Origin of the sequence: Streptomyces sp. NPDC046881 (assembly GCF_040645015.1) — a bacterium.
In the GTDB taxonomy this organism is placed as follows: Bacteria; Actinomycetota; Actinomycetes; order Streptomycetales; family Streptomycetaceae; genus Streptomyces.
In genome coordinates this window covers 21311-42959 of record NZ_JBEYXJ010000026.1, presented here as the reverse complement: position 1 = coordinate 42959, position 21649 = coordinate 21311, and the positions used below count along the sequence as shown (strand labels likewise).

The window sequence follows — 21649 nt, the reverse complement described above, 5'->3', positions numbered from 1 at the left end:
TGGTGACAGCTGGAAAATTGCCCGCTGAACGGCCCGACTATGCTCAGGCACCGCATGACCGAGCAGGAACGACGGACCGGAGCTGGAGCACACCCATGAGCCTGAAGATCACCGTGATCGGCACCGGCTATCTCGGCGCCACCCACGCCGCGGCCATGGCCGAGCTGGGCTTCGAGGTGCTGGGCCTGGACGTCGTACCGGAGAAGATCGCCCTGCTGGAGCGCGGCGAGACCCCGATGTACGAGCCGGGGCTCGAGGAGCTGCTGCGCCGGCACGTGGCCGGGATCGAGGGATCCACCGGGCGGCTGCGGTTCACCACGGACTGGGCCGAAGTCGGCGCGTTCGGCGAGGTGCACTTCGTGTGCGTGAACACGCCGCAGAAGCACGGCGAGTACGCCTGCGACATGAGTCACGTCGACTCCGCGATCGCCTCCCTCGCCCCGCACCTGCGCGGTCCGGCCCTGGTGGTCGGCAAGTCGACCGTGCCGGTGGGCTCGGCCGACCGGCTGGCCGCCTACCTCGCCGAGCACGCCCCGGCCGGCGCGGACGCCGAGCTGGCCTGGAACCCGGAGTTCCTGCGCGAGGGCTTCGCCGTCGAGGACACGCTGCACCCGGACCGGATCGTCGTCGGGGTGCGCAGCGAGCGGGCCGAGAAGCTGCTGCGCGAGGTGTACGCCGGTCCGGTCGGTGACGGCACGCCGTTCGTGGTCACCGACTTCCCCACCGCCGAGCTGGTGAAGACGGCCGCGAACTCCTTCCTCGCCACGAAGATCTCCTTCATCAACGCGATGGCCGAGGTGTGCGAGGCGGCCGGCGGTGACGTGGCGAAGCTGGCGGAGGCCATCGGGTACGACGACCGGATCGGGCGGAAGTTCCTGCGCGCCGGGATCGGCTTCGGCGGCGGCTGCCTGCCCAAGGACATCCGCGCGTTCATGGCCCGGGCGGGCGAGCTGGGCGCCGACCAGGCGCTGACCTTCCTGCGGGAGATCGACTCCATCAACATGCGCCGGCGCGGGCAGATGGTGGAGATGACCCGGGAGGCGCTGGGCGGCGGTTCCTTCCTGGGCAAGCGGGTCGCGGTGCTCGGCGCCACCTTCAAGCCGGACTCGGACGACGTCCGCGACTCGCCCGCGCTGAACGTGGCCGGGCAGATCCACCTGCAGGGCGGCCAGGTGACCGTGTACGACCCGAAGGGCATGGACAACGCCCGCAAGGTCTTCCCCACCCTGGGGTACGCCGACTCGGCGCTGGCGGCCGTCCGGGGCGCCGACGTCGTGCTGCACCTGACCGAGTGGGGCGAGTTCCGCGAGCTGGACCCGGCGGCGCTCGGCGAGGTGGCGACGGCCCGGGTGATCCTCGACGGGCGCAACACCCTGGACCCGGAGCAGTGGCGGCGGGCGGGCTGGACGTACCGGGCGATGGGCCGCCCCACCGCATAGGAGGCGACGGCCTCGGGTGACGCCGGTTCGGCCGAGGCTCAGTCGGCCGAACCGGCGTCTGTCCGCATTCTGCACCACACCGCTGTGACTCACGCACCCTTCGCCCGGTACCGGCGCATCTTCGCGCGGGCCCCGCACACCTGCATCGAGCACCAGCGGCCTCGGCCGGCGGGGCTGCGGTCGTAGTACGCCCAGTGGCAGGTGCCGGCCTCGCACGCCTTGAGCCGGGTCCAGGTGCCGGCGACCAGCGCCTCGGCGACGGCGGCGGCGACCCGGGAGAGCAGCGGGCCCTCCTCGGCGGGGACGAGCCGGGCCGAGCCGTCCCGCTCGTCGACGGCGACGTGGAGCGGGGCCCGCGCCAGCAGGGTGCCCAGCGGGGTCACCGCGCGGTGCGGCGGGTGGCCGGCGTGGGCCAGCAGCGCGGCCCGCAGCGACTCGCGCAGTTCCCGCGCGTCGGCCAGCCCGGTCTCGGTGATCCCGAGGCGCCCGCGGCCCTCCGGCGTGTCCAGCGAGTCGGCGCCCGTCTCGATGTCCAGCGTGTTCACCAGGGACTCGATCAGGGCCAGGCCGCCGGGGGCGGCCGATCTCTCGCTCATGCTTGCGACGTTACCTCCGATGCGGGAGCATGCAGTAACCGTTACCGGTTACCCGGCTCTGTGGGTAACTTCCGGAGGAGGTAGTCATGGCGCTCGCCAAGCTCGACGTCGTCGTCCTGGACTGTTCCGACCCCCGCGCGCTGGCCGGCTTCTACGCCGGCGTGCTCGGCGGCACGGTCGAGGAGAACCCCGAGGACGGCACGTGGGTGGACCTGAAGGTGCCGGGCGGGCCGGCGCTGGCGTTCCAGCAGGCGCCCGGCTTCGTACCGCCGCGGTGGCCCGCGCCGGACCACTCGCAGCAGTTCCATCTGGACCTCGCCGTGGAGGACCTGGACGCGGCCGAGAAGGGGGTGCTGGAGCTGGGCGCCACACCGCTGGACGCGGACGACCGCGAGCGGACCTTCCGTGTCTACGCCGACCCGGCTGGGCACCCGTTCTGCCTGTGCGCCTGCTGAACCTGCAGGCGCCCGACCGCTCCGAAGGAGAACTCCATGGCGTCCGTGGCCCGTTTCCGTAACGTCGTGCTCGACTGCCCCGACCCGCACGCGCTGGCCGCCTTCTACGCGGCGGTGGGCGGCGGGACCCCGCGGGCGGAGGACGACGACTGGGTGGTGCTCCAGGTCCCGGGCGGTCCCCGGCTCGCCTTCCAGCGGGCCGAGGGGCACACCCCGCCGGAGTGGCCGCGCGCGGACCGCAACGGCCAGCAGCTCCACCTGGACTTCGACGCGGGTGCGACCTGGGCGGAGCTGGACGCGGCGCACGAGCGGGTGCTGGAGCTGGGCGCCCGCCCGCTGGACCTGGAGGACCGCGAGAAGAAGGACTTCCAGGTGTACGCCGACCCGGCCGGGCATCCGTTCTGTCTGTGCCGGATCGAGCGGTCGTGACGTTCTAGGAGGCGTCCAGCTCGGCGATGCTGGCGGTGGACGCCTCCCGGCGCTGCTGCGCGGCCCGCGCGACGAAGTCCGCGCTGCGCAGCACGCGCTGCACGTTGCCCCAGGTCAGCAGGGCCAGCTCGGTCTCGGACCAGCCGCGCCGGAGCAGCTCGGCGATCAGGTGGGGGTAGCGGGAGGCGTCGGCGAGGTCCCGGGGGTGGACGGCACCGGAGTCGTAGGTGCCGGACAGGCCGACGCAGTCGGGGCCGGCCACGTCCCGGACGTGGTCGAGGTGGTCGGCGACGTCGGGGACGGTCGGGCCGGTCTGCTCGGCCGTCAGCGGCACCTGGCACAGGCCCTTCGCCCGGCCCAGGGCGGCGAGGAGTTCGTCGGGCAGGTTGGCGGGGTGCGGGCGCAGCGCGCGGGCGGCCGAGCGGCTGCACAGCACCGGGGTCTTGGACAGGGCGATGGTCCGCTCGACGGTGTCCGGGGCGGCTCCGGAGACGTCGGCGAGCACCCCGAGCCGGTTCATCTCGCGGACGACCTCCTCCCCGAACCGGGTCAGCCCCGAGGAGCCCGCCCAGGCGGTGTCGGTGAGGGTGAGCACGCGCAGCCCGAGGGCATGCAGGATGCGCAGGAGGGCCAGGGAGTCGCCCAGGGCGGCGCCGGGCGCGGGGCCCAGCAGCACGGCGACCCGGCCGCGGTTGCGGGCGTCGATGACCTGCCCGGCGGTGCGCACCAGCCGCAGGCTCTCCGCGTGGGACTCGACGACCGTGCGGGCCAGGTCCAGCTGCTCCAGGGTGGCCGTGACGGCGCGCTCCCCGTCCGGTGCCTCGGGCCGGTGCAGCGACCAGAACAGCGCGGCGACGTGCCCCTCGCGCAGCCGGGGCACGTCCGTGTCGATGGCGGCCTCGCCCAGCTCCAGGTCGTACCAGGGCAGATGGCGCAGGGCCCAGGGCAGGCCGCTGTAGCCGTCGGCGACCGGGTGGCCGGCCAGCAGGGCGTGCGCCCGCTCCAGGAGCTCGCCGGCCGGCTGCGCGGGACGGTGGTACGCCCGGTCGAGCGAGGCCGGGACCGGACCAGGGTCGTCCGGCAGGCAGTCGTCCTCGCCGACCTCGGTCGTGCTGGGGCTCTCGTCCTGGAGGTCGGCCATGTCGGGCTCCGTACGTCTCGTCGGCTACGTCGGTCGTGAGCTACGGCGTGCAGTGGCTGGCGTACCGACACGGTCGCACGGAGCGGAGGGACCCTTCCTGGTGAGTGGGGCGTTCGGGGGTACCCCGGTCAGCTCTCGCCGGGCGTGCCGTCGAGCGACTCGATGGTGGCCAGGGACGGCGTGCGGGTGGTCCGCAGGTCCCGGGCCACGTCCTCGGCGGCGCCCAGGACGCGCACCGCGTTCTGCCAGGTCAGCTTGGCCAGGTCGGCCGTGGACCAGCCGCGCCCGAGCAGTTCGGCGAGCAGGTTGGGGTAGCCGGAGACGTCGTTCAGGCCGTCCGGGGTGAACGCGGTGCCGTCGTAGTCGCCGCCGATGCCCAGGTGGTCGATGCCGGCGACCTCGCGCATGTGGTCCAGGTGGTCCGCGACCGTGGACACCGTGGCGACCGGGCGCGGGTGGCGCTCCTCGAAGGCGCGGTGGATCTTCATCGCCTCGGGGCTGGTGTCCAGGTGGTGCAGGCCGTGGGCGCGCATGTTCGCGTCGGCGGCGGCCGTCCAGTCGACGGCGGCCTGGAGCACGAACTTGGGCACGAACGTGACCATGGCCATGCCGCCGTTGGCGGGCAGGCGCTCCAGGACGTCGTCGGGGACGTTGCGCGGGTGGTCGCACACGGCCCGGGCGGAGGAGTGCGAGAAGATCACCGGCGCGGAGCTGGCGTCCAGCGCGTCCCGCATGGTCGTCGCCGCCACGTGGGAGAGGTCGACGAGCATGCCGAGGCGGTTCATCTCGCGTACGACCTCGCGGCCGAAGGCGGACAGGCCGCCCACGCCGGGTTCGTCGGTCGCGGAGTCCGCCCAGTCCACGTTGCTGTTGTGGGTGAGCGTCATGTAGCGCACGCCGAGCGCGTACAGGCCGCGCAGGGTGCCCATCGAGTTGGCGATGGAGTGGCCGCCCTCGGCGCCCATGAGCGAGGCGATACGGCCGTCCCGGCGGGCCGCGTCCATGTCGGCGGCGGTCAGCGCGGGCGCCAGGTCCGCCGGGTAGCGGTCCAGCAGCTGCCGGACGCAGTCGATCTGCTCCAGCGTCGCCGCGACCGGGTCCGGCTCCTCGCAGGGCACGAACACGGACCAGTACTGGGCGCCGACGCCGCCCGCGCGCAGCCGCGGCAGGTCGGTGTGCAGCTGCTCGTGCCGGTCGCCGGCGATGTCCAGGACGTCCAGGTCGTAGCCGGCCTGCTTGCGCAGCGCCCAGGGGAGGTCGTTGTGCCCGTCGACCACGGGGAAGTCGCGCAGCAGGGCGCGGGCTTCGTCCAGGGCGGCCGCCACGGCGGTCACTTCCCGAAGCCGAAGCCGCTGCCCGCGCCCTCGACCTTGGCGCGCAGCCGCTTGCCCTTCTCGGTGGCCTGGTCGTTGAGGTCCTGCTGGAAGTCGCGCATCTTGTGCAGCAGGTCCTCGTCGTGCGCGGCGAGCATCCGGGCGGCGAGGAGACCGGCGTTGCGGGCACCGGCGACGGAGACCGTGGCGACCGGGACCCCGGCGGGCATCTGCACGATGGAGAGCAGCGAGTCCATGCCGTCCAGGTACTTCAGCGGCACCGGCACGCCGATGACCGGCAGCGGGGTGACGGAGGCCAGCATGCCGGGCAGGTGGGCGGCACCGCCCGCACCGGCGATGATCACCTTCAGGCCGCGGTCGGCGGCCTGCTCGCCGTACGTGATCATCTCGCGGGGCATGCGGTGCGCGGAGACGACGTCGACCTCGTAGGGGATCTCGAACTCGTCCAGGGCCTTGGCGGCGGCTTCCATGACGGGCCAGTCGGAGTCCGACCCCATGACGATGCCAACAACGGGGCTCATTCGGTGATGGTGCCTCTCAGGTAGCCGGCTGCGTGACGGGCGCGCTCCAGCACCTCGTCCAGGTCGTCGCCGTAGGTGTTGACGTGTCCGACCTTGCGGCCGGGCTTCACGTCCTTGCCATACATGTGGATCTTGAGCTTGGGGTCGCGGGCCATGCAGTGCAAGTAGGCGGAGTACATGTCCGGGTAGTCGCCGCCCAGCACGTTGACCATCACGGTCCACCTGGCGCGCGGGCGCGGGTCGCCCAGCGGCAGGTCCAGGACCGCGCGGACGTGGTTGGCGAACTGCGAGGTGATCGCGCCGTCCATGGTCCAGTGGCCGGAGTTGTGCGGGCGCATCGCCAGCTCGTTGACGAGGATGCGGCCGTCGCGGGTCTGGAACAGCTCGACGGCGAGGTGGCCGACGACGCCCAGTTCCTTGGCGATGGTCAGCGCCATCTCCTCGGCCCGCAGCGCCAGGTCCTCCTCGAGGTCGGGCGCGGGGGCTATGACCGTGTCGCAGACCCCGTCGACCTGCTGCGACTCCACCACCGGGTAGGCGACGGCCTGGCCGTGCGGGGAGCGGACGACGTTGGCGGCCAGCTCGCGGACGTAGTCGACCTTCTCCTCGGCGAGCACGGGGACGCCGGCGCGGAAGGGCTCGGCCGCCTCCTCGACGGAGTCCACGACCCACACGCCCTTGCCGTCGTAGCCACCGCGGACCGTCTTGAGGACGACGGGGAAACCGTCACCCTCGGCGGCGAACCGGACGACATCCTCCGGGTCGCTGACGATCCGGTGCCGGGGGCACGGGATGCCGATCGCGTCGAGCCTGGCCCGCATCACGCCCTTGTCCTGGGCGTGCACCAGCGCCTCCGGGCCGGGGCGGACGGGGATGCCGTCCGCCTCCAGGGCCCGCAGGTGCTCGGTGGGCACGTGCTCGTGGTCGAAGGTGATCACGTCGCAGCCGCGCGCGAAGGCGCGCAGCGTCTCCAGGTCGCGGTAGTCGCCGATGACGACATCGCTCACGACCTGCGCGGCGGAATCCTGCGGAGTGTCACTGAGAAGCTTGAACCTGATGCCCAACGGGATGCCCGCTTCGTGCGTCATACGCGCGAGCTGCCCCCCGCCGACCATGCCGACTACCGGGAACGTCACACCCCTAGGGTATCGGCCACTCCGGGGAGGCCGGTTCGCATCCCTCCCGCGGACTCTTACCGAGGGCTTCCCCTGTTCTTTCCGACCCGTTTCCGGGCAGTGGCCCGGTCCACAGGCACCGGAGGGCCCGCACGGCTAGCATGGCGGGGTCGACGAAACCTACCGACGGGAGCTGCACAGCCATGGAACCTCGTTCCTCGGGGCTGCAACGGCTCGTACGCGAGGTCGTCAAGTTCGGGGCCGTCGGCGGTGCCGGCGTCCTCGTCAATCTCGGCGTGTTCAACCTGGTCCGGCACGTCTCGGACCTGCCGGTGGTGCGCGCCAGCATCATCGCGACCGTCGTGGCCATCGTCTTCAACTACGTCGGCTTCCGCTACTGGACGTACCGGGACCGCGACAAGAGCGGGCGCACCAAGGAACTCACGCTGTTCCTGCTGTTCAGCGCGGTCGGCCTGGTCATCGAGAACGGCGTGCTCTACCTGGCGACCTACACCTTCGGCTGGGACAGCCCGCTGCAGAGCAACGTGTTCAAGTTCGTCGGCATCGGCGTCGCGACCCTGTTCCGGTTCTGGTCGTACCGCAGCTGGGTGTTCCGGGCGCTGCCGGCCCGGGAGACCGTGGCGAGCGCGGAGTCGATCCTGGAGCAGGAGTCGAAGAAGCAGCCGCCGCGGCAGCGCGTCCCGTAGTCACCCCCGCGCCGGCTAGCGGACCGTGGGCCGCTCCTCGTCCGGCTTGCGGGAGGGCGGTGTGCGCGACAGGAACAGGCCGAAGACCGGGGGCTGCGCCTGGAGCAGTTCCAGCCGGCCGCCGTCGGCCTCCGCGAGGTCCCGGGCGACGGCCAGGCCGATCCCGGTGGAGTTCCGCCCGCTGATCGTGCGCTCGAAGATCCGCGCGCCGAGATCCGCCGGCACACCCGGCCCCTCGTCGGTGACCTCGATCACCGCCTGGTTCCCGGTGACCCGCGTGCGCAGGGCGACGGTGCCGCCGCCGTGCATGAGCGAGTTCTCGATCAGCGCGGCCAGCACCTGGGCGACCGCGCCCGGGGTGCCCACCGCCTGCAGGTGCCGCTTGCCGGAGCTGACGATGGCCCGGCCGACGCTGCGGTAGGCGGGCCGCCACTCGGCGAGCTGCTGCTGGATGACCTCGTCCAGGTCGAAGGTGACGGCGGAGCCGGTGCGCGGGTCGCGGGAGTTCGTCAGCAGCCGCTGCACGACGTCCGTCAGCCGCTCGACCTGCGTCAGCGCGATCGTCGCCTCCTCCTTCACCGTGTCCGGGTCGTCGGTGAGGGTGATCTCCTCCAGCCGCATGGACAGCGCGGTCAGCGGGGTACGCAGCTGGTGGGAGGCGTCGGCCGCGAGGCGCCGCTCGGCGGTCAGCATGCGCCCGATCCGCTCGGCGGAGGCGTCCAGCACATCGGCGACCCGGTCCAGCTCGGGGACGCCGTAGCGCTTGTGGCGCGGGCGCGGATCGCCGGAGCCGAGGCGTTCGGCGGTCTCGGCGAGGTCGGTCAGCGGGGAGGCGAGCCGGTTGGCCTGCCGTACGGCGAGGAGCACGGCCGCCACCACGGCGAGCAGCGCGACCAGCCCGATGATCAGCAGGGTCCGGCCGACCTCGCGGGTCACCGCGGAGCGGGGCTCCTGCACGGTGACCGTCTCGCCCTCCTCACCGTGCTGGGTGTAGCTGATGGTGTCGCCCTGGGGCTTGCCGCCGATCTCTATGGGCGGCCTGCCGGGCAGGCTGATGACCGCGTACTGGTCCTTGCTGACCGGGTTGCGCAGAACATCGGCGTTGACGTTCTCCGCGGCGAGGATCCGGCTGTCCACGATGCTGGCCAGCCGCACCGCCTCCGACTCCACCCGCTCCTGGGCGCTGTTGCTGATCGTCCGCGTCTCGACGATCACGAGGGAGACGCCGAAGACCGCGATCACCACGAGGACGACGGCGAGGGTGGACTGGATGAGACGTCGGCGCATGGGATTCTCCGGGGAGCTTTATCCAGTGGGGCACGCCCCGAAGGGCGCGGGGAACGGCGCGACCGGTCACGGCGGACCGGCGGCCGGGCGGCCGCCCGAGCCCCCACCACGCGACCCCTCATGTCGGTCAGTGCCCAGCGGCTGGGGGTGCCCCCTCCGGGGGAGCTCAGCTCTTCTCGAACCGGAAGCCGACTCCCCGCACCGTGGCGATGTACCGGGGGTTCGCCGCGTCGTCCCCGAGCTTCTTGCGCAGCCAGGAGATGTGCATGTCGAGGGTCTTGGTCGACGACCACCACGTGGTGTCCCAGACCTCGCGCATCAGCTGGTCCCGGGTCACCACCCGGCCGGCGTCCCGCACCAGCACCCGCAGCAGGTCGAACTCCTTGGCCGTGAGCTGGAGTTCCTCGTCGCCCATCCACGCCCGGTGCGACTCGACGTCGATCCGCACCCCGTGCGTGGCCGGCGGCTGCTGCGGCTCGGCGGCGCCGCGCCGGAGCAGGGCCCGCACCCGGGCGAGCAGTTCGGCGAGCCGGAAGGGCTTGGTGACGTAGTCGTCGGCGCCCGCGTCCAGGCCGACGACGGTGTCCACCTCGTCGGCGCGCGCGGTCAGGATGAGGATCGGCACGGCGTGGCCGTCGGAGCGCAGCCGGCGGGCGACCTCCAGGCCGTCCATACCGGGCAGGCCCAGGTCGAGCACGACCAGGTCGACGCCGCCCTGCATTCCGGCGTCGAGCGCGGCGGGTCCGTCCTCGCGCACCTCGACCTCGTAACCTTCCCGGCGCAGGGCGCGGGCCAGCGGCTCCGAGATGGACGCGTCGTCCTCGGCGAGCAGTACACGGGTCATGAGGTGATGGTAGACCGCCCGGGTGCGGTGCCGGGGTGTGATCGGTTCCCGGGCTTCTTACCTTCCGGGCCTGCTGGTACGAACCATTGACCTGGGGATGCGATCCTGGGAAGGACCTTCGAATTCCCGCGCACGGTTCCCGCGACACCTGTGATCCGCGTCTCAAGTCCTTCCATATCCGGCAGTGTCCTGCCGTATGGTGATCTGAACGCCTGTAGTACACCGGGGACCTTTGGCGGGCAGTGACGCTGAAGGTCTCTTTCGTGTGCGGGCTGACCAAGATCAGCCTTGAAAGGAACGACCTCTGGCCGGGCTCCGGGCGCGCTGAAGCGTCGTGGGGCGTGGATCCCGGTGGTCGCCGTCCGCCACTCCGTGATCCGGAGCGGGCTCCCCCTGGGCGTGGGGGTGGACGACCGACCTGCCGGTGCCGGCCGCACCCCCACCGGGCGCGCAACGCTCCAGCAGCCGCGTCCCGACCAGCAAGGAACGACCATGGCGTCCAGCCTGACGAAGGACTCGGTCCACCCGGGCACCCCCGGTTCCGAGAAGACCTTCTTCGGCCACCCCCGCGGACTGGCCACTCTCTTCATGACCGAGATGTGGGAGCGTTTCTCCTACTACGGCATGAGGGCCCTGCTCCCGCTGTACCTGGTGGCCCCGGGTGGCCTGCACCTGAACGCGGGCACGGCGACGGCGATCTACGCCGTCTACCTGTCGCTCGTCTACCTGCTCACCCTGCCCGGCGGCTGGTTCGCCGACCGGGTGCTCGGCCCCCGCAAGACGGTCACCGTCGCGGGCATCGTCATCATGCTCGGCCACCTGTGCCTCGCGCTGCCCGCCGCCGCGAGCTTCTACGTCGGCCTGAGTCTCGTCGCCATCGGTTCCGGTCTGCTGAAGGCCAACATCTCCACGATGGTCGGCCACCTGTACGACGGCCCCGAGGACCCGCGCCGGGACGGCGGCTTCACGCTCTTCTACATCGGCATCAACCTCGGTGCCTTCGTCGCGCCGCTGGTCATCGGCACCGTCGGTGAGAACGTCAACTGGCACCTGGGCTTCGCGCTGGCCGCGCTCGGCATGGCGCTGGGCCTCGCCCAGTACCTGCTGGGCGGCCGCCACCTGAACCCGAAGAGCAGCGAGGTCCCGACCCCGCTGACGCCCGCCGAGAAGGCGACCACCCTGCGCAAGGGCCTGATCTGGCTGGCCGTCGCCGTGGTCTTCTACGGCGTCGTCGGCGGCACCGGCCACTTCACCCTGAACTGGGCGCTGATCCCGCTCACCCTCATCGGCCTGCTCGTGCCGATCATGGTCATCACCCGCATCCTGCGGGACAAGGACCTGGACTCCGCCGAGCGGTCGAAGGTGTCGGCGTACATCTGGTTCTTCGTCGCCGCCGCCGTGTTCTGGATGATCTACGACCAGGGTGGCTCGACCCTGTCGCTGTTCGCCGAGAAGCGGGCCGACAACACCATCTTCGGCTGGGAGTTCCCGGTCTCCTGGTACCAGTCGGTCAACCCGGTCATGATCATGGCGCTGGCGCCGGTCTTCGCCTGGCTGTGGCTGTGGCTGAACCGCCGCGGCAAGGAGCCGAGCACCATCGTGAAGTTCGCCTCCGGCCTGGTGCTGGTGGGTGCGTCCTTCTTCGTCTTCCTCGCCCCGCTGTCCATCGCGGAGGGCGGTCACAAGGCCGCGGCGATGTGGCTGGTCGCCATCTACTTCGCGCAGACCATCGGTGAGCTGACGCTGTCTCCGGTCGGTCTGTCCGTGACGACCAAGATGGCGCCGAAGAAGTACGCCTCGCAGATGATGGGTGTCTGGTTCCTCGCGGTCACCGCGGGCGACTCCGTCACCGCCCTGCTGTCCAACCCGGCCGTCGGCGGCGTCAACCTCGACCGCATGGGCTTCGTCGCCCTGGAGGCGGGTCTCGCCGTGGTCGCGGGTGTCGCGGTGTGGATGTACCGCGGCAAGGTGAAGAAGCTGATGGGCAACGTGCACTAGTCCTTCGGGACTTGGCCGGGAGGGCCGCTGCACCCGGGTGGGTGTGGCGGCCCTCCTGGTGTGTACGGGGGCGCCGAGTGTCCTTCAGACCATGGCGTCTGGGTGGCCGCGGGTCGGGTGTGGCTTGTCGCGCAGTTCCCCGCGCCCCCCGGGTCGGCTATCGCGCCCTTCGTCTGGGAAGCACCGTGAAGATCGCGCCGCCCAGCAGGATCGCCGTTCCCGAGATCAGGCCGAGGGCCTTCAGGGCGCCGTGGTCGCCCGCGCCCGTCTCGGCCAGGCCGCCGGAGCCGCTGTCGCCGTTGTCGCCGCCGGTCGTGGCGGTGCCCGAGGATCCGCCCGACGTCGACGTCCCGCCGGCGGCGCCGCCCGGCTGCCCGGTGGTGTCCAGGGTGAGGGAGACCTCCGTCTTCGTCGGGGTGCAGGTCGTGGTCGTGCCGAGGGCCTTGACCGTGAGGATGCCCGGGGACAGCGTCGAGGTGCCGCCGGCGCCGGGCTTGTAGGTGCCGGTGAGGTCGGGGATCTCGATCGGCTCGCCGGACTTGACGGGGCTCGCGTTCGTCGGTCCCTCCACGTGCACCGTGCCCTTGTCGGCGCCGCCCAGCACCACCTCCATGGACGGCTTCACGGAGTCCTTCGGGATGTCGACGGGGCTGTCCATCACCGACTTCCCGAACCGCACGGTGAGGGCGTAGCTCCCGCCGTCCTTCTTCGCGTCGATCCGCACCGGCGAGGTCGCGCTCCTGTCGCCTATCGGGGTCTTGCAGGCGTAGGGGACCTGCACCTCCTTGCCGGGGAAGTCGGTCTGCCCGGTGCCGCCGGTCGCCGTGGCCGTGGCCGAGTGGGTGGGGGGCGCCGACTTCGTCGGGGGCGCGGTGGCGGTCGCCGTACCGCCGCCCGCCGTCACCCGGATCGTCGCCGCCTTCTGCACGGCCTCCTTGGGCGCGCACCTGGTGTCGGTCGACATCGCGTTGACGGTGTAGGCGTCCGGCGTCAGGGTCACCTCGCCGGCCGCCGTCAGCTTCAGGCTGCCCTTCATGTCGGACAGCACCATGTTCCCGCCCTTGGGGATGGCGGGGTTCTCCCGCGGACCTTGCAGGGCGATGTCGGCGGTCTGCGCGCCGGCCGCCTTCAGGACGCCGGACGGCTGGACCGAGTTCGCGGGCAGGTCGATGATGTCCGGGTTCCTGGACGCGGCCTGGACGAACTTCCACCCGATGTCCACCGTGTCGCCCACCTTGGCCGTGGCCGGCGCGGTGATCTCGACCTTCGTGGTGCCGTCGACGGGGTCGATGCCCGCGGGCGGCACGCAGTGGGTGGCGTAGGCCACCTCGGCCGCCTGCGCGGGCGCCACCATCGGGCCCAGCAGGACGCCCGCCGCACAGAGCACCAGCAGGGCGCCCGTGCTCCCGGCCGCTGTGCCTCTCCTTCGCATGCTCACGTGGGTCCCTTCGTGGTGGGAGTCGTAGGACTCGTCGGGCTGTGGTCGTGCGGTGCGGAGGACCGGCCGGCCGGGCCGCCCGGAGCGGAGTCCGGGGTGAACCACGGCAGGGTCGGAGTGGGGGCGGCCCGGGCGGCCAGGGGCCGGGCGGTGCGGGAGCGCGGGAGCGGCAGGCGCAGGCGCGGGGCGGGCCGGGGCGCGCGGGGGGTGCCGCCGGGGCGGTGCGGGCGGAGGTGGTCCACCACCGCCATGCCGATGCGGAACAGGGCGGCCGGTACGACCAGGCAGAGCAGGATCCAGAACAGGGTCACGCCCCACGGCCGGCCCACGCCCCACGGCTGCTCGGCGAGTACCCGGCCGCGGTGGCGCAGCGTCACGGTGTAGTCGCCGTGCGCCCCCGCGGGCAGTTCGACCGGCAGCTCGACCTGCGCCTTCTTCCCGGGCGCCAGGGTGCCGTGCCACTGCCGTTCGTCCCACTCGGGGGCGAACACGCCGTGCGCGGTGCCGACCTGGAACACCGGGTTCTCGATCGGGCTCGTGCCGGTGTTGCCGACGGTGACCACCAGGGTGCGGCTGGGCGGCGCCCCGAACCAGGTCAGCAGCCCACTGGAGCCGGTCAGCCGGGTGTCGGAGAGCACCGCCAGCCGGCCGGCGGAGCGCTCGGCGGGCAGCGGGGCCACGGGGTGTCCGGCGACCTGGAGGACGGCGTCCGCCTCGGCCCCGGCGCCGGTGACGGTGGCCACGTGCACCACGCAGGGGCAGGGGACGGGAGGTTCGGCGACCGGCAGTCTCCGGCGGAAGGTGCCGTCGGCGCCGGTGGTCACGGCCCGGCCATCGCCGTTGGCACAGGAGTTGGTGCCGCCGACGACTCCCTGGGCCGGGGTGGCCCGGCCGCACACCAGCATCATCAGCAGCGTGCGCGGCCGCCAGCCGGTCCCGCTGACGGTGACCGACCCACCGACCCCGGACTGCGCCGCCGACAGCCTCACCGCCGGCCGCTGCACCGCCGCCCCCTGTTCGACCGGTCCGGCCAGTCCCACCAGCAGTGCCACGAGAACCACCAGCGCCCCCCGCTTCACGCCACCACCCCTGTCGAACAGCGGGCGCCGCGCCGCCTGCGCCGGATCACCGCCGTGACCGCCGCCGCCCCACCCGCCGTGCCGGCCACCGCGCCCCACGGGACGTACGCCGCCGAGGTGCTCGCGGTGTCGTGCGCACCGCCCGGTGCCGTCACCGTCAGCCGCACGCGGACCCGGTCCAGCGCCGGCCGGCCGGGCCAGGGCTCGCTGAGCGTGCACCGGGCGCCCGGGGCCAACCGGACCGGCAGGGTGCGCGGGGCGCGGTCCAGGACCGGGCCGAAGAGCCCGTCGGCGCGGACCGCGAGCGTCGGTGCGAGGACGGTCGTACCGCGGTTGACCAGCTCGTACGTGATCCGGTCGGCGTGTACGGCGAGGTGCTCGACGGTCAGCGCGGCCAGCGCCGGGCCGACGGCGCGCACACGGACCGGCACGGTCGCGGTTCGGCCGTGCGCGTCGCGCGCCACGATCGCGCCGGTGCGGTCGCCGGGCGCGGCCCCCCGCGGCACGGTCACCGTGAAGGGCACCTCGGCACGGGTCCGGGCCGGGACGGTGAGGGCGGCGCGGGCGAGGGTCGCCGGCACGCCGGTGCCCCGCAGCCGGACGGTGAGCGGTGTCCGGGCGCGGTTGGTCACGGCCACCGTGTCCTGGAGCACCGCCCCGGGCGCGCCCTCGGCGTAGAACGCGGGGCGCCCGCCGCCCAGGGGCGCGAGCGACCAGCCGCCGGACTGCGCGTGGGCGGGCGGGGCGGCGGTCAGCAGCGTGAGCGGCAGGAGCAGGGTGACGAGCAGTGGCATCCGCGAAGGGGGCGGCGCGGGCGGCATGGGCGGCTCCAGCGGTGATGGCCGGACGGTTCGACGGGCGGCGCCGGGGCGGCGGCGGGGTGCGGTCCGGCCGGACCCGGTCAGCGGTGGGCGGTCTGGCCGGTCCCGGTCAGGGGCGGCGGTCCGGGCGGTCCCGGTCAGAGACGGCCGGTCCCGGTCAGCGGCGGGCGGTCCGGTCGCGCCGGGTCAGCCACAGGGTGCCCGCCGCGCCGGCGAGGAGAACCGTTCCGCCGAGCGTGCCGAGGGCGACCGCGGAGTCCTCGGGACCGGTCTGCGGCAGCTGCCCGTCGGAGGAGGTGCCGCCCGACGAGGAGGACGACGAGGAAGAGGAGGATGACGAGGAAGAGGACGACGAGCCGCCGGCCGCCGTCACGTCCAGGGTCAGGGACGGTTTCGGGCTGTTGGTCGGCGTGCAGGTCGTCGTCGTACCGAGCGCCTTGATGGTCAGCGTGCCCGGCGTGAAGGTCACCTTGCCGCTCTTCTTCGGCGTGTAGGTGCCGCTCAAGTCGCTGATCTTGATGGGCGTGTCGGCCGGGATCGCGGCGGCGTTGGCGGGCCCGCTGACGGCGAGCGTGCCGCTGTCGGCGCCGCCCAGCCTGATGGTGGCGCTCGGGCTCATCGCCCCCTTGCCCAGCTCGACCGGGCTGGAGGAGACGCCCTTCTGCCAGGACATGGTGATCTTGTAGCCGCTGCCGCTCCGGACGCCCTTGATGTCGATGGGCGAGACGGCGCTCTTGACACCGATCGGGGTCTGGCAGCGGTAGTTGACGTCGACGACGCCGGCGTGGGCGGCCGGCGCGGCCAGCAGCACCGCCGAGCCGGCCAGGGCCGCGGCGGACGCGAGCGCGGCGGTTCGTTTCGGGTACGACACGTTCGGTCCACCCCATTCATTCCTGACGGCACATCAGATTGGGCCGTCAAGGTACGCCGGGGGCCGTGAGGTTGGAAGACGCGTCACACGCCGGAGTTGTGGCGATCCGGCGTGCGCGAAGAGGTGCCGCGTACGAGGGTCAGGCCGGGGCGCCCAGTTCCGCCCAGACCGTCTTGCCCGGCGTACCGGGGGCGCGGAGCACGCCCCAGTCCAGGCACAGCCGCTGCACGATGAACATGCCGTGGCCGCCGGGGCGGCCGGCGCGGTGTGGGGTGCGCGGGGTCGGCTGGCCGGTGCCCCGGTCGGAGACCTCGAGCCGGATGACCTTGTTGTCGCAGGCCAGGCGCAGTTCGTCGGGACCCTCGGCATGCAGGCAGGCGTTGGTGACCAGTTCGGAGACGACGAGCAGCACGTCCTCGGCGGCGGCCCGCTGGTCGGCCGAGTCGGCCGGCAGCCAGCCCCACGCGTACAGCGCCTGGCGGGTGAAGTCGCGGGCGAGCGGGACCACCCCGCTCTCCCCTTCCAGGCGGAGTCTGCGGGCCTGCCGGCCCCGGGCCTGCGGCGCGCCGTCGGCCGCCCCGGGCGACACGGACGGCACGGACGGCGCGGCTGCCCCCGTGGCTGCGCCAGTGGCCGGCGCCTCCCCCTCGGACGCCCCGGAAGCGCCGCTGGGCTCCGGGCCGCGGTCGCCCGGCGAGTAAGGCCGGGTGGTGCTCATCAGCGCTTCACCTCACCGATTCACCAGTTCACGATTCAATATCCGGTCAGTAGTCCGGCCGGCGGCCGGGCCATAGGTCCGGCACCGTCGGCGCCGGCCGGTCCGTACGCCGTCCGCTGGTCGTACGCAGGTCGTCCCCGTCCCCGTCCGCCGGCGGGTCGGCTGTTCCTCCGCCGCCCGGGCGGGGTCCCGTCCCGTCCGCGCGTCGGACGCGCGTTCCGTCAGGTCGTTCGCCGGTCCCGGAGGATCCGGCGGTCGGCAGGACGCCTCCTGCCTTCCTCTGCCCTCTCCTGCCCGGCCGATCCGGCGGAACACCCCCGTATTGGACGTGACGCGGACGACGCCCTCGGGAGCCGGTGCGCGCGGCGGTCCGGGCGGGGGTGGCGGCTCAGTCGGCACCGTCGGCCAGGGCCGCCTCCACGGAATCGTGGACGGTGAAGACCGCCTCGGCTCCGGTGATCTCGAACACGCGGGCGACCACCGGCAGCATTCCGGCCAGGTGGACGCCGCCTCCGGCGGCCTCCGCCTTCAGCCGGGCGCCGAGCAGGACGTTCAGTCCCGTGGAGTCGCAGAACTCCAGGCGTGAGCAGTCCACGACGAGCCGCGCGAAGCCCTTGTCCAGTAGGTCGTCGAGGGGCTCACGCAGAAGATCGGCGGTGTGGTGGTCCAGCTCGCCGGCCGGTGTCACAACGGCGCTGGAGCCCTCTTCCCGCACCTCCACCAGAAGCCGGCCCGACTGTGCGCTGCCGACCGTCCCGTGGTCCATGCCGTCTCTCTCTCCCGAGGTCGTGGCTGCTGATGCCCTCGAACATTACGCCTTCCATGCGCACTCCGACACCCGAACATCCGCACACAATCGGACATATCGACACAGAACGCACTTGCGACTCACTCGCTCCACCGGGTAGGGCTAGTAAGGACACACACCCCTACACGCCGGCTTCGGAGGCGCCGCACACCGCAGTGCACCCACTGGCTTCGGCAGCCTTATGCCGAGAACGATGGAGGACACCCATGTCACCCCGGCTCGACGCATCGCATACCCCGCTCGCGACGTCGACACCCCCACCGGACCAACTGGATCATCCCATCGACACCCTCGACCTCTTCGAGGGGCTCCCGGAGATCCCCCCGTACGACGAGATCGGCCCGGTCGACGCGCGGGCCCTGTCCAAGACCCTCTTCGAGCGGCTGGAGTCGCTGGAGGAAGGGACGTACGAGCACGCGTACGTCCGCAACACCCTCGTCGAGCTGAACCTCGCGCTCGTCAAGTTCGCCGCCTCCCGCTTCCGCTCCCGCAGCGAGCCCATGGAGGACATCATCCAGGTCGGCACCATCGGCCTGATCAAGGCGATCGACCGCTTCGAACTCTCCCGCGGCGTCGAGTTCCCCACCTTCGCGATGCCGACCATCATCGGCGAGATCAAGCGGTTCTTCCGTGACACCTCGTGGTCCGTGCGCGTCCCGCGCCGGCTGCAGGAGCTGCGGCTCGACCTCGCCAAGGCCGGTGACGAGCTGGCCCAGCAGCTGGACCGCGCCCCCACGGTCGCCGAACTCGCCGAACGCCTCGGCATCTCCAACGACGAGGTCGTCGAGGGCATGGCCGCCTCGAACGCGTACACCGCCTCCTCGCTGGACGCCCAGCCCGAGGAGGACGAGACCGAGGGCGCGCTCGCGGACCGTATCGGGTACGAGGACCACGGCCTGGAGGGCATCGAGTACATCGAGTCGCTCAAGCCGCTGATCGCCGAACTCGCGCCCCGGGACCGCAAGATCCTCTCCCTGCGGTTCGTGGCGAACATGACCCAGTCGGAGATCGGCGAGGAACTCGGCATCTCCCAGATGCACGTGTCCCGGCTGCTCTCGCGCACCCTGGTCCGGCTGCGCAAGGGGCTGACCGTGGAGGAGTGACACCGGCGGCGCTCGCGGATGCGGAAAGCGGCTCGGCCGAGGACGCCGGGCCGCTTCGCCGTCCCCGGGACGCACGCCACCGGCTCACGGGTGCCCCACACCCCAACCGTTATGCGGTTCCTCACAGCAACCTCTTTCCGCGGCCGCCGCCGTCCACCACTATGGGTCCCCAAACTGGCTGGTATGTCAGCTGCCTTCTCGGGACGGAGGGTGTTGCATGGCCGAGGGGGACCACGCCATGGCGGGGGACCACGAAGACGCGCCGGACGCACGGCTGACCGAACTGCTGCGCTCGCCCACGCCCACGGCGTACCCGGCGTTGCAGGAGCTGCGCCGCCGGCACCACCCGGCGGTCCTCGCCTACGCCCGGCTGTGCGCGACGAGTGAGTCCGCGGCCCGCCGGCTGGCGGCGGAGACGTTCACCACGGCGGCCCGCGAGACGGCCCGGGGCGTCGACCCGCCCGTCCCCCTGCGCCACCGGCTGCTGCTCCTCACCGTGCGGCTGGCGGCGGGCTGGGCGCGCGGCGAACGCGCGGCGGGCGTCGACCCGGGCCTGCTGCTGGTGCTGACCACGGCCGGCCACCCCGAGGGCCCGACCCCACCCCTGCTCCCGGCCTTCCAGTCACTGCCGTCCCGCGCCCAGGGACTGCTCTGGTACGGCGTCCTCGACGCGGAACCCGAGGAGCGCACCGCCGCCTTCCTCGGCATCGGCCTCGCGGACGTCTCGCACGACACCCCGCGAGCCCTCGCCGCCCTGGCCCGGGCCTGCCTGCGGCACCGGCTGGCTGCTTCCGACGACCCGCGCTGCCCGGACTTCCGGCGGCTGATCGAGGAGGCGGTACGGCCGGACGCCCCGCGCCGCAGCGCCGACCTGGACACCCACATGGCGCGCTGCCCACACTGCGCGGCCGCGCTCGAGGAGCTGCGGGCGCTGCGGGACGCACCCCGGCAGACCCTCGCCGAGGGTCTGCTGCCGTGGCGCGGAACGGCGTACCTGCGCCAGGAGGAGCGCCCCGGACCCGCCGCCGTGCCCGCGACGGCGGGCACACCGGGCCGGCCGCTCCGCGGCCCCCTCCTGCTCGGCTCGGCGGCCCTGGGCGTGGCCCTGATCCCGCTCCTGATCTTCCTGTTCAGCCCCGCGCACTCCACCGACCGGCGCCCGGCGGCGGTAACCCCCGCGCCCTCGTCGGTGACGGTGACGGCAACGGTCTCGATCCCCCCGTCCCGCTCTCCCTCCCCGTCCCCCACCTCCAAGTCCCCGTCCCCCACGCCGACGTCACACCGCCCGGCTCCGGCCCCGCCCCGCCGCCGGACCCCCAGCCCGACGCCTCCGCCCGCCCCGCCGGGCGCCGCCTACGCCCAGGTCGTCAACCTCGCCACGGGCCGTTGCCTGGACATCCGCGACGGCGACCTGTCGAAGGGCAACGACGTCGTCACGGCCGCTTGCGACTCCTCCGCCACCCAGCGCTGGAGCGTCGACGCCTCCCTGGGCGTGCTCCGCTCGGCGGCCGACGACGACGTCTGCCTGGACAGCCGGGGCTCGGTCGACCGGGGCGTGGGCATCTGGGAATGCGACTCAATCGACGGCCGCAACGGCGAGAACCTCCGCTTCACCGTCGACCCCGACGGCACGATCCGCCCGGCCATCGCCATCGAGACGGCGGTGACCCCGGCCGACGGCGACGGCGTGTCCCTGCGCGCCCTGTCCGACAGCCGCGGCCAGCGATGGCGTGCGGGGGCGAGGTGAGCGTCCCCGTCGTCACACCACCCGGACCCCCCGCCGCCACACACCGCTGACCAGCGGCACGCCCGGCCGGTAGGCGAGGTGGACGTGGCTGGGCGCGTCCAGCAGGGTCAGGTCGGCGAAGGCGCCCGGGGTGAGGCGGCCGATGTCGGTGCGGCGGAGGGCGGCGGCGCCGCCGGCCGTGGCCGACCAGACCGCCTCGTCCGGGGTCATCCGCATGTCGCGGACGGCCAGCGCGATGCAGAAGGGGACGGAGGAGGTGAACGACGAGCCGGGGTTGCAGTCCGTGGAGAGGGCGACCGTCGCACCGGCGTCCAGGAGGCGGCGGGCGTCCGGCCACTCGGCGCGGGTGGAGAACTCGGCGCCGGGGAGCAGGGTGGCGACCGTGGCGCTGTTGGCCAGGGCGTCCACGTCCGCGTCCGTGAGGTGGGTGCAGTGGTCGGCGCTGGCCGCGTCCAGTTCGACGGCGAGCTGCACGCCGGGGCCGTGGGAGAGCTGGTTGGCGTGGATGCGCGGATGCAGGCCCTTCGCCTTGCCGGCGGTGAGGATCGCGCGGGCCTGGTCGCCGTCGAAGGCGCCCTTCTCGCAGAAGACGTCGATCCAGCGGGCGTGCGGCGCGCAGGCGTCCAGCATCTCGCCGGTGACCAGGGCGACGTAGGCCGCCGGGTCGTCGGCGTAGTCGGGGCTGACGATGTGCGCGCCGAGGTACGTCACCTCGTCGGTGTGCTTGGCCGCGAGGCGCAGGGCGCGGGACTCGTCCTCGACGGTGAGGCCGTAGCCCGACTTGGTCTCGAACGTCGTCGTGCCCTGGCGGAGGGCCTCGTCGAGGTAACGGGTGAGGTTCGCCTCCAGTTCCGCGTCGCTCGCGGCCCGGGTGGCCGCGACGGTGGTGCGGATGCCGCCCGCGGTGTAGGAGCGGCCGGACATGCGGGCGTTGAACTCCTGCGTCCGGTCGCCCGCGAACACCAGGTGGGAGTGGGAGTCCACGAAGCCCGGCAGCACCGCCCGGCCGCCCGCGTCGACCCGGTTGTCAGTGGCGGGTGCTTTGCTTGACTCACCGGTCCACGCGACACGGTCGCCGTCGATGACGACGGCCGCGTCCTGGATCAGACCGAGGGGGGAGCCGTCGCCCAGGGAGGGGTCGTTGGTGACCAGTGTGGCGATGTTGGTGATGACGGTGCTGCTGCTCATGGTGTCCTCG

At 72.9% G+C, this 21649-nt stretch carries 21 protein-coding genes; 7 read left to right on the top strand and 14 right to left on the bottom strand.

What is annotated here, in order from left to right:
- Positions 1–95 precede the first annotated feature (95 nt).
- On the top strand, positions 96–1439 hold the full coding sequence (locus ABZ923_RS15545; protein WP_361471189.1) for a UDP-glucose/GDP-mannose dehydrogenase family protein: 1344 nt from the start codon (positions 96–98) through the stop codon (positions 1437–1439).
- Between the two features lie 89 nt (positions 1440–1528).
- Here the strand turns inward: ABZ923_RS15545 and ABZ923_RS15540 are convergent, their stop codons facing one another.
- Positions 1529–2035: a CGNR zinc finger domain-containing protein gene (locus ABZ923_RS15540; RefSeq protein WP_361471187.1), complete on the bottom strand. Its 507-nt coding sequence runs from the start codon at positions 2033–2035 to the stop codon at positions 1529–1531.
- 86 nt (positions 2036–2121) lie between these two features.
- Here ABZ923_RS15540 and ABZ923_RS15535 point away from each other — a divergent pair, with 86 nt between their 5' ends.
- The gene (locus tag ABZ923_RS15535) at positions 2122–2490 is read left to right on the top strand and encodes a VOC family protein (RefSeq protein ID WP_361471186.1); all 369 of its coding nucleotides are present in this window, start codon (positions 2122–2124) and stop codon (positions 2488–2490) included.
- 36 nt (positions 2491–2526) lie between these two features.
- Positions 2527–2919: a VOC family protein gene (locus tag ABZ923_RS15530; protein ID WP_361471184.1), complete on the top strand. Its 393-nt coding sequence runs from the start codon at positions 2527–2529 to the stop codon at positions 2917–2919.
- A gap of 4 nt (positions 2920–2923) precedes the next feature.
- On the opposite strand, the gene ABZ923_RS15525 is transcribed toward ABZ923_RS15530, so the two are convergent.
- The 4 genes from ABZ923_RS15525 to ABZ923_RS15510 all read right to left on the bottom strand — a co-directional run bounded on the left by ABZ923_RS15525 (position 2924) and on the right by ABZ923_RS15510 (position 7051).
- A complete protein-coding gene (locus ABZ923_RS15525) occupies positions 2924–4060 on the bottom strand; it encodes a dipeptidase (RefSeq protein ID WP_361471182.1) in 1137 nt (378 codons plus the stop codon).
- Positions 4061–4188: 128 nt separating this feature from the next.
- Positions 4189–5385, bottom strand: coding sequence for a dipeptidase (locus tag ABZ923_RS15520; protein ID WP_361471241.1), 1197 nt, complete (start codon positions 5383–5385; stop codon positions 4189–4191).
- 5 nt (positions 5386–5390) lie between these two features.
- Positions 5391–5915, bottom strand: a complete 525-nt coding sequence (gene purE / locus ABZ923_RS15515; protein ID WP_361471180.1) for a 5-(carboxyamino)imidazole ribonucleotide mutase — start codon at positions 5913–5915, stop codon at positions 5391–5393.
- Positions 5912–7051, bottom strand: a complete 1140-nt coding sequence (locus tag ABZ923_RS15510) for a 5-(carboxyamino)imidazole ribonucleotide synthase (RefSeq protein WP_361471178.1) — start codon at positions 7049–7051, stop codon at positions 5912–5914. The genes purE and ABZ923_RS15510 overlap by 4 nt, the downstream gene beginning before the upstream one ends.
- Positions 7052–7233: 182 nt before the next feature.
- On the opposite strand from ABZ923_RS15510, the gene ABZ923_RS15505 reads away from it, so the two are divergent.
- Positions 7234–7737, top strand: coding sequence for a GtrA family protein (locus ABZ923_RS15505; RefSeq protein ID WP_361471176.1), 504 nt, complete (start codon positions 7234–7236; stop codon positions 7735–7737).
- A 15-nt stretch (positions 7738–7752) separates the two neighbouring features.
- Here ABZ923_RS15505 and ABZ923_RS15500 read toward each other — a convergent pair whose 3' ends face one another.
- The gene (locus ABZ923_RS15500; protein WP_361471174.1) at positions 7753–9024 is read right to left on the bottom strand and encodes an ATP-binding protein; all 1272 of its coding nucleotides are present in this window, start codon (positions 9022–9024) and stop codon (positions 7753–7755) included.
- Between the two features lie 166 nt (positions 9025–9190).
- Entirely contained in the window at positions 9191–9868 is a 678-nt protein-coding gene (locus tag ABZ923_RS15495) for a response regulator transcription factor (RefSeq protein ID WP_361471172.1), read from the bottom strand.
- 492 nt (positions 9869–10360) lie between these two features.
- Here ABZ923_RS15495 and ABZ923_RS15490 point away from each other — a divergent pair, with 492 nt between their 5' ends.
- Positions 10361–11866 (top strand): oligopeptide:H+ symporter, encoded by a 1506-nt coding sequence (locus tag ABZ923_RS15490; protein WP_361471170.1) that lies wholly within the window; start codon positions 10361–10363, stop codon positions 11864–11866.
- Between the two features lie 157 nt (positions 11867–12023).
- On the opposite strand, the gene ABZ923_RS15485 is transcribed toward ABZ923_RS15490, so the two are convergent.
- The 6 genes from ABZ923_RS15485 to ABZ923_RS15460 all read right to left on the bottom strand — a co-directional run bounded on the left by ABZ923_RS15485 (position 12024) and on the right by ABZ923_RS15460 (position 17559).
- A complete protein-coding gene (locus tag ABZ923_RS15485) occupies positions 12024–13298 on the bottom strand; it encodes a hypothetical protein (RefSeq protein ID WP_361471169.1) in 1275 nt (424 codons plus the stop codon).
- Between the two features lie 2 nt (positions 13299–13300).
- The gene (locus ABZ923_RS15480; protein WP_361471168.1) at positions 13301–14356 is read right to left on the bottom strand and encodes a hypothetical protein; all 1056 of its coding nucleotides are present in this window, start codon (positions 14354–14356) and stop codon (positions 13301–13303) included.
- Between the two features lie 23 nt (positions 14357–14379).
- On the bottom strand, positions 14380–15177 hold the full coding sequence (locus ABZ923_RS15475) for a hypothetical protein (RefSeq protein WP_361471166.1): 798 nt from the start codon (positions 15175–15177) through the stop codon (positions 14380–14382).
- Positions 15178–15361: 184 nt separating this feature from the next.
- A complete protein-coding gene (locus tag ABZ923_RS15470) occupies positions 15362–16075 on the bottom strand; it encodes an LPXTG cell wall anchor domain-containing protein (RefSeq protein WP_361471164.1) in 714 nt (237 codons plus the stop codon).
- A gap of 139 nt (positions 16076–16214) precedes the next feature.
- On the bottom strand, positions 16215–16793 hold the full coding sequence (locus ABZ923_RS15465) for an ATP-binding protein (RefSeq protein ID WP_361471162.1): 579 nt from the start codon (positions 16791–16793) through the stop codon (positions 16215–16217).
- Positions 16794–17181: 388 nt separating this feature from the next.
- The gene (locus tag ABZ923_RS15460; RefSeq protein WP_030341416.1) at positions 17182–17559 is read right to left on the bottom strand and encodes an STAS domain-containing protein; all 378 of its coding nucleotides are present in this window, start codon (positions 17557–17559) and stop codon (positions 17182–17184) included.
- Between the two features lie 248 nt (positions 17560–17807).
- Here ABZ923_RS15460 and ABZ923_RS15455 point away from each other — a divergent pair, with 248 nt between their 5' ends.
- Positions 17808–18704: an RNA polymerase sigma factor SigF gene (locus ABZ923_RS15455; protein ID WP_361471161.1), complete on the top strand. Its 897-nt coding sequence runs from the start codon at positions 17808–17810 to the stop codon at positions 18702–18704.
- 217 nt (positions 18705–18921) lie between these two features.
- Complete coding sequence (locus tag ABZ923_RS15450; RefSeq protein ID WP_361471159.1) at positions 18922–20451, top strand: RICIN domain-containing protein; 1530 nt, start codon at positions 18922–18924, stop codon at positions 20449–20451.
- A gap of 12 nt (positions 20452–20463) precedes the next feature.
- Here the strand turns inward: ABZ923_RS15450 and hutI are convergent, their stop codons facing one another.
- Entirely contained in the window at positions 20464–21639 is a 1176-nt protein-coding gene (gene hutI, locus ABZ923_RS15445; RefSeq protein WP_361471157.1) for an imidazolonepropionase, read from the bottom strand.
- Positions 21640–21649: the final 10 nt, after the last annotated feature.

Bases quoted from the DNA above. Each gene is read 5' to 3' on its own strand.
- ABZ923_RS15490 (WP_361471170.1), top strand. From the start codon at position 10,361: ATGGCGTCCAGCCTGACGAAGGACTCGGTCCACCCGGGCACCCCCGGT.
- ABZ923_RS15530 (WP_361471184.1), top strand. From the start codon at position 2,527: ATGGCGTCCGTGGCCCGTTTCCGTAACGTCGTGCTCGACTGCCCCGAC.
- ABZ923_RS15535 (WP_361471186.1), top strand. From the start codon at position 2,122: ATGGCGCTCGCCAAGCTCGACGTCGTCGTCCTGGACTGTTCCGACCCC.
- purE (WP_361471180.1), bottom strand. From the start codon at position 5,915: ATGAGCCCCGTTGTTGGCATCGTCATGGGGTCGGACTCCGACTGGCCC.
- ABZ923_RS15475 (WP_361471166.1), bottom strand. From the start codon at position 15,177: ATGCCACTGCTCGTCACCCTGCTCCTGCCGCTCACGCTGCTGACCGCC.
- ABZ923_RS15465 (WP_361471162.1), bottom strand. From the start codon at position 16,793: ATGAGCACCACCCGGCCTTACTCGCCGGGCGACCGCGGCCCGGAGCCC.
- hutI (WP_361471157.1), bottom strand. From the start codon at position 21,639: ATGAGCAGCAGCACCGTCATCACCAACATCGCCACACTGGTCACCAAC.
- ABZ923_RS15525 (WP_361471182.1), bottom strand. From the start codon at position 4,060: ATGGCCGACCTCCAGGACGAGAGCCCCAGCACGACCGAGGTCGGCGAG.
- ABZ923_RS15540 (WP_361471187.1), bottom strand. From the start codon at position 2,035: ATGAGCGAGAGATCGGCCGCCCCCGGCGGCCTGGCCCTGATCGAGTCC.
- ABZ923_RS15450 (WP_361471159.1), top strand. From the start codon at position 18,922: ATGGCCGAGGGGGACCACGCCATGGCGGGGGACCACGAAGACGCGCCG.
- ABZ923_RS15495 (WP_361471172.1), bottom strand. From the start codon at position 9,868: ATGACCCGTGTACTGCTCGCCGAGGACGACGCGTCCATCTCGGAGCCG.
- ABZ923_RS15485 (WP_361471169.1), bottom strand. From the start codon at position 13,298: ATGCGAAGGAGAGGCACAGCGGCCGGGAGCACGGGCGCCCTGCTGGTG.
- ABZ923_RS15545 (WP_361471189.1), top strand. From the start codon at position 96: ATGAGCCTGAAGATCACCGTGATCGGCACCGGCTATCTCGGCGCCACC.
- ABZ923_RS15505 (WP_361471176.1), top strand. From the start codon at position 7,234: ATGGAACCTCGTTCCTCGGGGCTGCAACGGCTCGTACGCGAGGTCGTC.
- ABZ923_RS15460 (WP_030341416.1), bottom strand. From the start codon at position 17,559: ATGGACCACGGGACGGTCGGCAGCGCACAGTCGGGCCGGCTTCTGGTG.
- ABZ923_RS15500 (WP_361471174.1), bottom strand. From the start codon at position 9,024: ATGCGCCGACGTCTCATCCAGTCCACCCTCGCCGTCGTCCTCGTGGTG.
- ABZ923_RS15455 (WP_361471161.1), top strand. From the start codon at position 17,808: ATGTCACCCCGGCTCGACGCATCGCATACCCCGCTCGCGACGTCGACA.